The 12,674-nt window shown below is 38.8% G+C and carries 9 protein-coding genes and 2 pseudogenes; 7 read left to right on the top strand and 4 right to left on the bottom strand.

All coding sequences use genetic code 11. From position 1 onward, the window contains the following. Positions 1–41: 41 nt before the first annotated feature. From purL to purD, 6 genes are read left to right on the top strand one after another with little or no spacing between them, the layout of a single operon-like run. Positions 42–2,261, top strand: a complete 2,220-nt coding sequence (gene purL / locus HNQ35_RS00610) for a phosphoribosylformylglycinamidine synthase subunit PurL (protein ID WP_146935206.1) — start codon at positions 42–44, stop codon at positions 2,259–2,261. Between the two features lie 22 nt (positions 2,262–2,283). Next, entirely contained in the window at positions 2,284–3,630 is a 1,347-nt protein-coding gene (gene purF / locus HNQ35_RS00615) for an amidophosphoribosyltransferase (RefSeq protein ID WP_146935204.1), read from the top strand. A 40-nt stretch (positions 3,631–3,670) separates the two neighbouring features. Beyond that, positions 3,671–4,690: a phosphoribosylformylglycinamidine cyclo-ligase gene (gene purM, locus HNQ35_RS00620; protein ID WP_146935201.1), complete on the top strand. Its 1,020-nt coding sequence runs from the start codon at positions 3,671–3,673 to the stop codon at positions 4,688–4,690. Continuing rightward, positions 4,687–5,256, top strand: a complete 570-nt coding sequence (purN, locus tag HNQ35_RS00625; RefSeq protein ID WP_146935199.1) for a phosphoribosylglycinamide formyltransferase — start codon at positions 4,687–4,689, stop codon at positions 5,254–5,256. The genes purM and purN overlap by 4 nt, the downstream gene beginning before the upstream one ends. An 11-nt stretch (positions 5,257–5,267) precedes the next feature. Then, the gene (gene purH / locus HNQ35_RS00630; protein ID WP_146935197.1) at positions 5,268–6,800 is read left to right on the top strand and encodes a bifunctional phosphoribosylaminoimidazolecarboxamide formyltransferase/IMP cyclohydrolase; all 1,533 of its coding nucleotides are present in this window, start codon (positions 5,268–5,270) and stop codon (positions 6,798–6,800) included. Positions 6,801–6,818: 18 nt separating this feature from the next. After that, positions 6,819–8,063, top strand: coding sequence for a phosphoribosylamine--glycine ligase (purD, locus tag HNQ35_RS00635; protein WP_146935195.1), 1,245 nt, complete (start codon positions 6,819–6,821; stop codon positions 8,061–8,063). Here purD and HNQ35_RS00640 read toward each other — a convergent pair. The 4 genes and pseudogenes from HNQ35_RS00640 to HNQ35_RS00655 form a co-directional block, all read right to left on the bottom strand. Next, positions 8,036–8,385, bottom strand: a pseudogene (locus HNQ35_RS00640) (transposase); the annotation flags it as partial. The gene purD and the pseudogene HNQ35_RS00640 overlap by 28 nt on opposite strands. 213 nt (positions 8,386–8,598) lie before the next feature. Next, positions 8,599–9,180: pseudogene (locus HNQ35_RS00645) on the bottom strand (IS256 family transposase); the annotation flags it as partial. 308 nt (positions 9,181–9,488) lie between these two features. After that, complete coding sequence (locus HNQ35_RS00650) at positions 9,489–10,532, bottom strand: enoyl-CoA hydratase/isomerase family protein (protein WP_146935191.1); 1,044 nt, start codon at positions 10,530–10,532, stop codon at positions 9,489–9,491. A gap of 193 nt (positions 10,533–10,725) precedes the next feature. Further along, the gene (locus HNQ35_RS00655; protein ID WP_146935189.1) at positions 10,726–11,511 is read right to left on the bottom strand and encodes an enoyl-CoA hydratase; all 786 of its coding nucleotides are present in this window, start codon (positions 11,509–11,511) and stop codon (positions 10,726–10,728) included. A gap of 179 nt (positions 11,512–11,690) precedes the next feature. Here HNQ35_RS00655 and HNQ35_RS00660 point away from each other — a divergent pair, with 179 nt between their 5' ends. Then, positions 11,691–12,671, top strand: a complete 981-nt coding sequence (locus tag HNQ35_RS00660; protein WP_146935187.1) for an NERD domain-containing protein — start codon at positions 11,691–11,693, stop codon at positions 12,669–12,671. Positions 12,672–12,674: the final 3 nt, after the last annotated feature.

Raw genomic sequence — 12,674 nt, forward strand, 5'->3', positions numbered from 1 at the left:
ATTCATATATCCATTAAATATTATCATTGGAGGAAATAAGTATGGAAAGCAAAGAGTATCCAACCCCGGAACAAATTGAACAAGAAGGTCATTATAAAGACATGGGGTTAACAGATGAAGAATACGCTCGTGTCAAAAAGATTCTCGGACGTTTACCAAATTATACAGAAACAGGCCTGTTTTCAGTGATGTGGTCAGAACATTGTAGTTATAAATCATCAAAACCATTGTTGAAGAAATTCCCGACTAAAGGTGCACATGTTCTCCAAGGCCCTGGTGAGGGTGCTGGGGTTGTTGATATTGGAGATGGCAAGGCCGTTGTATTTAAAATGGAAAGTCATAATAGTCCATCATATGTTGAACCTTTTGAAGGTGCTGCAACGGGTGTTGGTGGGATTGTACGTGATGTATTTTCCATGGGAGCTAAACCAATTGCATTGATGAACTCTTTAAGGTTTGGCCCATTACATCACGCACGCACACAAGAACTTTTTAAAGAAGTTATTCGTGGCATTGCGCATTATGGAAACAACTTAGAAGTACCAACAGTTGGTGGCGAGATCCAGTTTGATACATGTTATGAAGAAAACCCGCTCGTAAATGCCATGTGTGTCGGACTTATCGATCATAAAGATATCCAAAAAGGAATTGCATCAGGTGTTGGCAATACAGTTATTTACGCAGGACGAGATACTGGTCTTGATGGGATTCATGGGGCTACTTTTTCCTCCGATGAAGTTGAAAGCTCAGATGAACATACATCAGCTGTTGCGATTGGAGACCCTCATATAGAAAAAAGACTCATCGATGCTTGTTTAGAAGTAGTACAGTCTGATGCACTCGTCGGTATGCAAGATATGGGGGCAGCAGGTCTTACATCTTCAGCAAGTGAAATGGCAAGTAGTGCTGGTACAGGGCTTGAGTTGTATCTTGATCATGTTCCGCAAAGAGAAACCAATATGACCGCATATGAAATGATGTTATCTGAATCCCAAGAGCGCATGTTACTTGTTGTTAAAAAAGGACGCGAAAAAGAAATTATCGATATTTTTGCTAAGCATGACTTGTTAGCTGTCGCAATTGGAAAAGTGATCGAAGAGAAAGTATTTCGTCTTATCCATAAAGGAGAAGTCGTTGCAAATGTTCCCGTCGATGCTTTAGATAAAGATGCACCAGTTTATCATCTACCATCAAAGGAAGCATCATATTTTAAAGCTTTCCAAGAAGAAAAAGAAGGAGTTCCAGTGGTAGACAATTACACACATATGTTAAAAACATTATTACAACAACCGACAATTGCATCGAAAGAATGGGCATATCATCAATTCGATGCAAAAGCTCAAGGACATACATTAGTCGGGCCAGGTTCTAGTGCTAGTGTCGTACAGATAGAAAATACTGATAAGGCTATTGCGATTACGACAGACTGTAATTCCCGCTATATTTATTTAGATCCAGAAACAGGTGGGAAAATTGCTGTTGCAGAAGCAGCGAGAAACCTTGTCTGTTCAGGGGCAAAGCCACTTGCCTTAACAGATGGGCTTAACTATGGAAATCCGATGAACCCTGAAGTGTTTTGGCAAATGGAAAAAAGTATTGAAGGTATAAGTGAAGCATCCAAAATTTTACACACACCGGTGATTAGCGGTAATGTATCGATGTATAATCAGTCGAAGAAAGAAGCGATTTTTCCTACACCGATTATTGGAATGGTTGGATTGTATGAATCCATTCACCATATAACACCAAGTCAATTTCAATCAGCAGGGGATGCTATTTATTTAATAGGTGAAACAAAGCCAGAATTCGGCGGTAGCGAGTTACAGAACGTCATCGAGGGAACATATCATGGTAAGGCTCCAGAAATTGATTTACATGTTGAAAAGATACGTCAAGAACAGCTGTTAAACGCTATTAAAAAAGGTATTGTCGTATCAGCGCACGACGTTTCAGAAGGCGGCCTAGCTGTCACGCTTGCAGAAAGTGTATTTAATGATAAAAAACTTGGTCTTCAAGTCGAATTAGATGGTGACTTAACAACACAGTTATTTAGCGAAACACAGTCACGTATCCTTGTATCTGTTAAGGAAGATGATGAAGAGGAATTTAAATCAATGGTACAGGATGCGAAACGCATTGGATATGTAACAGATTCAGGAAAATTCCTTGTACAATCTAAGGGAAAGATTATCATTCAAGAATTAGTCGCAACACTTCAAGACATTTGGAGACATGCAATTCCAAATGCATTAAAAAAATGAAGTATAAGTGAGGCTTATAATAATGTTTGGAATTTGGGGACATGATAAGGCAGCCGAAATAACATATTACGGTTTACATGCATTGCAACATCGTGGTCAAGAAGGGGCAGGTATCGTTATTAGTAATGGAAGAACATTACAGATTCATAAAGATGAAGGATTATTGAATGATGTATTTAACCGTTCTCATTTTCAAGAATTAAAAGGTCGGGCATCAGTCGGTAATATTCACTATGTCACAAATGGTAATGGTGGAGTAGAGAACATCCAGCCCCACCTATTCCATTCTCAGACTGGGAGCATGGCATTGGCTCATATTGGAAATATTATGAATCGAGACGAACTTCGTGGCCAGCTTGAATCAGAAGGTAGTATCTTCCAGTCAGAAACAGATACAGAATTATTAGCCCATTTAATTAAGAAAAATGGGCAAAAGATTAATGAACAATCTATTACAAATGCATTACAGCAATTAGTCGGTGCATATGCTTTTGTTATATTAACCGAGGAAAAGATGTATGTAGCTCTCGATCCACACGGTATTCGGCCATTATCAATCGGAAAACTTCATGATGCAATCGTCGTTTCATCAGAAACATGTGCCTTCGATATTATCGGAGCGACTTATGAGCGAGAAGTTCGCCCAGGTGAATTACTCATCATTTCTCGAGATGGTATGAAGTCTACCCGGTTTGCTTTACGTGAACAGCGCCGACTTTGTGCCATGGAATATGTGTACTTTTCTCGACCAGATAGTGATCTGAATGAAGTGAATGTCCATACTGCACGCAAGCGTATGGGAATAGAATTAGCGAAAGAAGCGCCCGTTGATGCCGATGTCGTTACAGGTGTTCCTGACTCAAGCATTTCTGCAGCGATAGGATATGCAGAGCAATGTGGTTTACCTTATGAAATGGGTTTAATTAAGAATCGTTATGTCGGACGAACATTTATTCAACCAACACAGGAGTTGCGTGAACAAGGGGTTAAAATGAAGCTCTCTCCTGTGCGTGGTATTGTTGAAGGGAAACGTGTTGTCATGATTGATGATTCTATCATTCGTGGTACAACATCAATGCGTATCGTTCGTATGTTAAAAGAAGCAGGAGCTAAGGAAGTCCATGTTCGTATAGCTTCCCCACCTGCGAAAAATCCGTGTTTCTACGGAATTGATATGTCAACAAGAGAAGAATTAATTGCAGCAAATCGTACAGTAGAAGAAATAGCAAATTTAATTTGTGCTGATAGTCTTGCTTTTTTAACTCCAGAAGGGATGGAAAAAGCGATCGTTCAGCAAACAACGCTTAATCAAGGTGTGTGTCAAGCGTGCTTTACGGGTCAATATCCAGTTAAGAAGAATAGAAAATAACGACAATCAATAGAACGAATAAAAAGGTGGGTTATACGATATGTCGGATATGTATAAAGCGGCCGGTGTAGACGTTGAAAAGGGTTATGAAGCTGTTGAACGAATGAAGAAACATATTAATAAAACAACACGTAAAGAAGTGTTAGGGGGAATCGGTGCTTTTGCAGGCATGTTTGATCTTTCTCAATTGAACTATAAAGAACCTGTTCTCGTATCAGGAACAGATGGTGTTGGAACAAAATTAAAGCTAGCCTTTCAAATGGATAAGCATGATTCAGTCGGGATTGATCTAGTCGCTATGTGTGTCAATGATATCGTTAGCCAAGGGGCCGAACCATTATTTTTCCTTGATTACATAGCATGTGGTAAGAATAATCCCCAAACGATTGAACAAATTGTTAGTGGTGTTGCTGATGGCTGTGTCCAGTCTGGTGCTGCCTTAATTGGTGGCGAGACAGCTGAAATGCCAGGGATGTATGCTGATGATGAATATGATTTAGCTGGCTTTGCTGTTGGTATTGTTGATAAATCACAAATTGTTACAGGAGAAAACATTGTTCCAGGTGATGTCGTGATAGGTCTTCCATCAAGTGGGATTCACTCTAACGGCTATTCATTAGTACGTCATATTATTAAAGATTTGGATTTGAACGAGACATATGAAGGGTTTAATAAATCTCTTGGTGACGTTTTATTAACACCGACAAAAATTTATGCCAAGCCAATATTGGCTACGCTAAAAACATGTGATATTAAAGGTATTTCGCATATAACTGGTGGTGGTTTTTATGAAAACCTTCCACGCATGTTGCCAGAAGGATTAGGTGTGACACTTGATTCGTCAAGTTGGCATGTCCCACAAATCTTCAGTTTCTTACAGGAGAAAGGGAATATTCCATTAAAAGAAATGTATGGCGTCTTTAATATGGGAGTCGGAATGGCTGTTGTTGTGAAACGAGCAGATGAAGAAAGAGCATTAAATACAATACGAAAATACGAGCCAGATGCTACGGTTATTGGAACAGTTACAGATAAAGAGGGAGTGCATTTTGTAGAATGAACAGAGTGAAGGCAGCTGTCTTTGCCTCGGGAACGGGAAGTAATTTTCAAGCCATCATGGAAAAGGAAAACCTAGGATGTGATATTACCCTATTAGTTTGTGATCAGCCAGAAGCAAAAGTCATTGCAAAAGCAGAAGCCTTACATGTTCCTACACTTGTTTTTGAGCCGAAACAATATGCATCAAAGGCGGATTTCGAAACGATGATACGAGATAAGTTACAAGAATTAGACGTTCAATGGATTTTTTTAGCAGGATATATGCGTCTTATTGGTCCGACATTGTTACAGGAGTTTGAAGGGCGAATTATAAATATCCATCCGTCTTTATTACCACAATTCCCTGGGTTGGACGCAATTGGTCAAGCGTTTCGAGCTAATGTAGAACAGACAGGGGTAACGATTCATTACGTTGATGCAGGAATGGATACAGGTCCGATTATCGCTCAAGAAAAAGTTCCGATATCCAAAACAGATACACTTGAACAATTGCAACAAAAAATTCAACAAGTCGAACATCGACTATATCCTGAAGTGATTCAATCACTTGTAAATAATAATCAATAAGGAGCAATACTATGACTAAAAGAGCTTTATTAAGTGTTTCTAATAAATCAGGCCTCATTGAATTTGCTAGAGGACTACATCATCTAGATTATGAATTGATTTCTACTGGTGGTACATTACGCACACTACAAGAAGCAGGTTTACCTGCTATTCCAGTAGAGCAAGTGACAAGCTTTCCTGAGATTCTTGAAGGACGAGTTAAAACACTTCATCCATTTATACATGGTGGGCTTTTAGCGAAAGTAGACAATCCAGATCATCAAGAGCAATTAAAAGAACATGGGATTCAACCAATTGATATCGTTGTTGTTAATTTATATCCGTTCAAGGAAACGTTAGAATGCGTTGATGCTACAAAAGAAGATATGATTGAAAATATTGATATTGGTGGACCGACAATGCTTCGTGCTGCCGCTAAGAACTATCAGTATGTTACTGTTGTTGTTGATCCGAATGATTATGACACCGTATTAGCTAAGTTAAATACGAATACATTGGATTTAGTGGATCGTGAAGAACTCGCAGCGAAAGTTTTTCGCCATACAGCACAATACGATGCATTAATTGCCCAATATTTTATGAAAGAAACATCTAATCCTTTCCCAGAGACATTAACAGTCACTTATGAAAAGGTACAAACGCTGCGTTATGGGGAAAATCCACATCAAGAGGCGGCTTTTTATAAACAACCACTGAGAACAACGATGAGTCTTGCTGAAAGTAAACAGCTACACGGTAAAGACTTATCATATAACAATATTCAAGATGCAAATGCATGTATCGAAATTATTGCAGAGTACAATCAGCCAGCTGCAGTTGCTGTGAAACATATGAATCCATGTGGTATCGGTGTTAGTGATACGTTAGAAGATGCTTTTCAAAAAGCGTATGATGCAGACCCGGTTTCAATATTTGGTGGTATTGTCGCACTAAACCGTGAAGTGACTGAAGCAGTTGCAGAAAAACTAAGTCAAATTTTCTTAGAAATTGTTATCGCTCCAAGTTTTACTGAAGACGCATTAGCTATTTTAACAAAAAAGAAAAATATTCGTTTACTTGAATTGCCACTGGATGATCACAATGGTAAAACACATCAACTTGTCAGCGTTCATGGCGGTATTTTAGTTCAAGATACAGATTTAGGTCATCTCGATGAAAAGACAATGACTGTTCCAACAAAAAGGAAACCAACAGAAGCAGAAATGGCTTCATTAACTTTTGCTTGGAAAGCAGTCAAACATGTTAAATCAAATGCGATTGTACTTGCAAAAGATGAACAAACAATCGGAGTCGGTGCTGGGCAAATGAACCGTGTCGGAGCCGCTAAGATTGCGATAGAACAAGCAGGTGATAAAGCAAAAGGTGCTGTCATGGCATCTGATGCATTCTTTCCAATGCCAGATACAGTTGAAGCAGCCGCAAAAGCAGGCATTACTGCCATTATTCAACCAGGTGGTTCAAAACGTGACCAAGATTCAATTGATATGTGTGACCAATACGGAATTGCTATGGTATTTACTGGCATGAGACATTTCAAACATTAATTAAAAGGAGACTAGCCAATGAATGTATTAGTTATTGGTCGTGGTGGGCGCGAGCATAGTATTGTAGCCAAATTAGCAGAGAGCAAGAAAATTAATACATTGTATATTGCTCCTGGTAATGACGGTATGTCTGATAAAGCAGTATGTGTCAATATTGATGAAACGAATATTGAGGGTCTTGTCCAATTTGCAAAAGAAAAAAACATTGGATTAACTTTTGTTGGTCCAGAAAACCCATTACTATTAGGCATAGCTGATCGCTTTGAGGAACATGGTCTTAAAATCTTCGCCCCACGGAAAGATGCAGCTATGCTTGAAGGAAGTAAAAGTTTTGCAAAAGCTTTTATGAAAAGACATAATATCCCTACTGCTGATTATGAGACATTTACCGACCCTGAAGCGGCAAAAGCATATATTAAAGCAAAAGGAACCCCCATCGTCATTAAAGCAGATGGACTTGCTCAAGGGAAAGGTGTTGTCGTTGCTGAAACATTAGATGAAGCACTTGATGCGATTGATGCGATGATGATTGATAAAACATTTGCCGATGCTGGTACAAAAATTGTTATCGAAGAGTACTTAGAAGGTCGAGAGTTTTCTTATATTGCTTTTGTATATGAAAATAATGTTTTTCCAATGATTCCAGCACGTGATCATAAACGTGCTTTTGACAATGATAAGGGACCGAACACAGGAGGAATGGGTTCGTTTGCCCCAGTACCAGATATTTCTGAAGAAACATTAGCTTATGCTACTGAAGCCATTTTGCAAAAAACAGCTGACGGAATGGTGGCGGAAGGTCGACCGTTTACTGGCATTCTTTATGCTGGATTAATGATGACTAAAGATGGGCCGAAAGTGATTGAATTTAATACACGTTTTGGTGATCCTGAAACACAAGTGATTTTGCCTTTATTAAAAAATGATTTACTACAAGTATTGCTTGATGTATTAGCTGGAAAAGATCCACAGCTTGCTTGGGAAGATGAAACATGTGTCGGTGTCGTCTTAGCAGCGAATGGATATCCGAGTTCATATGAGAAAAACTTATCCATCCCGACATTTAAAGGCGATGTGTTTACCATTTATGCTGGGGTAAAAAGAAAAGAGGATCATCTTGTATCCAATGGCGGTCGTGTCCTACTTGTAGGTTCAAAGCAACCAACAATTGAAGCCGCTACTGAAAAAGTCTATCAATCTATGGAAGCCGCACTTAGAAATCATCCAGGCTTCTTTTACCGGAAAGATATAGCTAAATTGTAAATAGGATCTGGGACAAAACCAGTCTTAAATGAGAAAATTCAGGAATCAACATTAAAATGTTGTTTCCGCAATTTCTTTTTTGTTTCGGATTGTTAGGATTATTATTATTTTGGATTTTGGCGGTATACTTTTTTAAGTTTACCGCCATTAAGGCAAATGCTAATTCATTTTCTACTTTCGATTTTCCTCTAACGGATAATCGAGTGAATGACAAATTAGCCTTCAAGAATCCAAAAACTGGTTCAACATCTATTTTGCGTTTTTTATAAATGTCTCCAGTTCCTTCTTCCGAAAGCTTAGTTCTTATATATTCTCTTTGCTGCTTGCCATTGACGTCGTGTTCGAATCTTGGCATTCGATGGAAGGGGTCGGGGCCCCACCAGCGAATGCTTAGATTCGATTTGTCCGTGTTACAATAAAAAACAGGTGAGCCTAATAGGCATTATTTTTCCTGAACCTGTAAGTCGTTCAATAACACGGACAATAAACGATGTCAATGGTGGCGTGATAGACAGCTTTAATAGTGAATTTTAAATTAAAAATGGATGTATTTTCTTATTCCTTGATCTAGTGTTTCTTCGTAATCCATTAAAACAGAACCTATTAATCGAAACGCCGATTGTTGATTTGGAAAGATTCGTATGACTCTTTCTCGTCTTCTAATCTCTGAATTTATTCTTTCTAGGACATTTGTGGTTTTAATGTGTTTATGTGCGTTCTCTGGCTCAGCGAAAAATTGAATCGCATCTTCAAATCCATCATCTAGTCTTTCAATAGCCTTTTGATATTTACCGTTGTCTTCGTATGTCTTGATGAACTCTTCTTTTAGTTCCCTGGCTATTTTACTATTTGGGGATCTAAAAATACTTTTAGCCAGATTACGCGCGTCTTCTGAGTCTTTCTTAGGCATCGCATCTATGATGTTTTTAATGAAGTGAACTGTACATCGCTGCCAGGTGGAGCCGACAAATTTTTCTTCAATGGCAGCTCTAAGCCCTTGATGAGCATCGGAAATAACTATGCGAGGTGACTTTAACCCGCGAGATATTAAATAATCGAAGAAATCACTCCAATTTTTCTTTGACTCAGCTTGGGAAATTTTCAAACCGATAATTTCATTAATTTGAGTCATCATAAATTCCTCCTTGAATGTTTTTTTGGGTTATAAACATTGTTCCAGGAATTGTGATGGCTCATTCTCTTTTTACACAATTATATAGACTTAATCAGGGAGCCTGTGTTCCCGAACCAAAATCGCGCAACCCCGAGCCCAAATCGCGCGACCCTGGGCCAAAATCGCGCGACCTCGGGTCAAACTCACATGCCCAACCCAAATTCACGCACAAATACCCTAATAAAAAGAAGATTTTCTCCAAGCGCAGAAAATCTCCTTTTTATTTTTGCAAACAATGCTTTGACACTCTTTTATTTTTCAAAGAATGATTCAACCAATTCATCTGAAACTTTTTCAAGTGTCTTATATTTATAGTTAGGGTTACGGTCTTTATCGACTAAGACTGAGCGCACACCTTCGAAAAAGTCATCATGTTTCATGAAGTTTTCAGCTAAAACTAAATCTGTTTTTAAGCATTCTCTAAATGATTTTCCTACACCACGTTTTAATTGTTCGAGTGTCACCTTTAGCGAGACTGGTGATTTCTCCAATAGTCTTTTTTTCGTCTTCTCTCCAAATTCGCTTTCTTCGCCATCTAGAGAAGCCACGATTTCTTCAAGTGTATCGTGACTAAAATGTTTATCTATAACTGGTTGTAATCGTTGGAGTTCACCTAGCTCCTTAGGTGTCGAAGCATATTTTTCTACAAGAGTGGAGAGACGTTTTTCCACATTACCGTTAAGCCAGTCTTCGGACTTCAGTTCATCAAGCAATTTGACCAACTGCTCAGTCTGTACGTGAGCATCAGCTGCTTCTAAATAAAGCACATCAGCTGCACCGATTGTTCGTGCTGTTAATACAACATAACGACCAGCCATACCTGGCCCTTTATTTAGAAAATAGGTTGCACCAACATCAGGGAAAAACCCGATATTCATTTCAGGCATAGCCCATTTCGTCTGTTCAGTTACAATCTTATAATCTGCGCCGTATGTTAAGCCGACACCACCGCCCATGACAATTCCGTCTAAATTAGCGACAATCGGTTTCGGATAATCAAAAATGATCGCATCTGTTTCATACTCTAAGTCGAAGAAAGCAACAGCGTCTTCGATTTTAGCACCACCTTGGCGTGCTTCATAGAGCGTTTTAATGTCACCACCTGCACAAAATGCTCGGTCACCCGCCGCATCAAACAGTACGACCTGAACAGTATCATCATCACGCCATTTATTCAGCGTTTCATTAATTCCTTTTAACATATCATAGTTCAGCGCATTTAATGCTTTTGGACGATTGAGTGTGATTACCCCTAGACCATTTTTCTCCTTTGAAAATAAAACGTCACCCATCAAAACGCCTCCCTTTGTTTATTCATACGATAATCCTTAGAGATTCATAAAAAAATATATGACCTCAAGGACTCTGTCTAGCATAATTAACAATGTTAAAATATATTAATAAAAAATCACTACTATATATAGTAGGCATATTATCCACATTTGATCGTCGATTGTGCTCAGATCATGAATATGCCATCTATCAAATTTATTTATGTTTAAATTTAGGTTTACGCTTTTCTATAAAGGCTGTTACGCCCTCTTTAGCGTCTTCTGTTAAGAACAGTTCGGCAAAACGATTACGTTCGCGCTCTAAACCGTGCTCAAGACTTTCATTTTCACCTTTTACGATACACTCTAATGCACGTGTAACACTCGTCATGCTGCGGCCTTCAATAAGAGATTTAGCTAATGCTAAAGCCGTATCAATGACTTCATCTTTAGCAACAGATGCTTGAACAAGCCCGACTTCAAATGCTTCTTTACCATTTAATTGCTTACTCGTTAAAATCATTTCAACTGCCTTTGCTGTACCAACGATGTTGCGCAGACGCTGTGTTCCACCAAAACCAGGAATAAGTCCGAGGTTCAGCTCTGGCAGCCCTAAAATCGCATCATCAGCTGCAATTCTTAAATCACAAGCCATGGCGAGCTCTAAGCCACCTCCAAGTGCTGCCCCGTTAATCGCTGCTACGACAGGCTTTTTCATCTGTTCAATTTCATCACATAACGCTTGACCTGCTTCAGCCATACCGTATGCTTTTTCATAATCACCGAACGCATCTGTGAATTCTTTAATATCAGCTCCTGCAATAAAGAATCGACCCGCACCTGTCACAACAATGGCTTGAGTTTCGTTATCATCTGCTAATTGTTTAAAGGCTTTTCTTAAATCTGCAATCGTTTCAGAAGACAATGTGTTTGCTGGTGGATGATTCACCTCGACAATGGATACAGCTCCTTCACGTGAAATTGAAACCGTTTTCAAACTCATCTTGTCTACCCCCTGAAAAATTTTAATATAACAATGAAAATTTTAAATAACGACTATGAACTAGCCATAACTGAAGTAAAAAAATTCCATGAAAATACTTCCTATCTACTATTATAAATGATATATTATATAATAATCAAAAAATTAGACAGCCATTAAAATTTTTAAGGAGGCATTGTATGCTTGAGCGAACAAAACCTTACATCTTGCTATGGTCAGAAGCTGCACTTCCTCGTCTTGTCCCCAATCATGCAAGCCACAGTGATGTAACAAACATATTTCATCGCTATCTCAAAGGTTATATCGGAGAAAAGAAAGTCGACTATCATATCAATTTCCTAAGAAAAAAATTCACCATCCTCAGAGGCATCACTCTAAAAAATAAGGATAGAACCTTCCAGATCGACACCTTGATACTCTCAAATTATGCTATTTTCCCTCTCGAAGTAAAAAACTTTGCCAACCAAATCACATTCGACTCAGATCTTAACCAATTCATCCGCAATGACGGGGAGACCGAAACAGGCTTTCGCCACCCGATTTCCCAAGCCGAGGCCCAGCGCATGAATCTCATCCAATGGCTCGACGAACACAGTATTCATTCCATCCCAATCCACTATTTTGTTGTCATAGCGAATCCTGAAACAGTCATTAAAATAACAGGGGATGGAGAAGCGAAAAAAAGAATTACCAAAATCGTTTCACATGGCGAACATATCCCACAAAAAATACTCACACTAGAAAAACATTTCGAATCCCAGCTATACCGAAAAATTAACCACGTCCAACTTGGCAAACTAATAGTTAAAAATGCTCATACTAAATATACCGATTACTGCAATCGACTCAACATTCAGCTCAAAGACATCAAACCCGGCGTCAAATGCCCAGCCTGTAAAGAAATCGGTATGGTGCGCCATCGGGAAAAATGGCTATGTCAAAAATGTCAGCATACCTCTCGAACTGCCCATATCCCTACTATTAGAGAATTTCTCATTATCTTTGGCCGTGGCATCTCCAACCGCGAATGCCGGTATTTTTTGCAAGTGGATAGCCGCCAGCTTGCTACAAGATTATTAAAATCTGCAAATCTATATTACTCACATAAATATAGGAGATGGTTCTCAAAAGACATACCATATTTCCTAAACAAATTATAGACT

The organism is Cerasibacillus quisquiliarum, from assembly GCF_014202495.1.
In the GTDB taxonomy this organism is placed as follows: domain Bacteria; phylum Bacillota; class Bacilli; order Bacillales; family Amphibacillaceae; genus Cerasibacillus; species Cerasibacillus quisquiliarum.

Excerpts from the sequence above, each read along its gene's own strand:
- purL (WP_146935206.1), top strand. The coding sequence starts at position 42 with ATGGAAAGCAAAGAGTATCCAACCCCGGAACAAATTGAACAAGAAGGT.
- purF (WP_146935204.1), top strand. The coding sequence starts at position 2,284 with ATGTTTGGAATTTGGGGACATGATAAGGCAGCCGAAATAACATATTAC.
- purM (WP_146935201.1), top strand. The coding sequence starts at position 3,671 with ATGTCGGATATGTATAAAGCGGCCGGTGTAGACGTTGAAAAGGGTTAT.
- purN (WP_146935199.1), top strand. The coding sequence starts at position 4,687 with ATGAACAGAGTGAAGGCAGCTGTCTTTGCCTCGGGAACGGGAAGTAAT.
- purH (WP_146935197.1), top strand. The coding sequence starts at position 5,268 with ATGACTAAAAGAGCTTTATTAAGTGTTTCTAATAAATCAGGCCTCATT.
- purD (WP_146935195.1), top strand. The coding sequence starts at position 6,819 with ATGAATGTATTAGTTATTGGTCGTGGTGGGCGCGAGCATAGTATTGTA.
- HNQ35_RS00655 (WP_146935189.1), bottom strand. The coding sequence starts at position 11,511 with ATGAGTTTGAAAACGGTTTCAATTTCACGTGAAGGAGCTGTATCCATT.
- HNQ35_RS00660 (WP_146935187.1), top strand. The coding sequence starts at position 11,691 with ATGCTTGAGCGAACAAAACCTTACATCTTGCTATGGTCAGAAGCTGCA.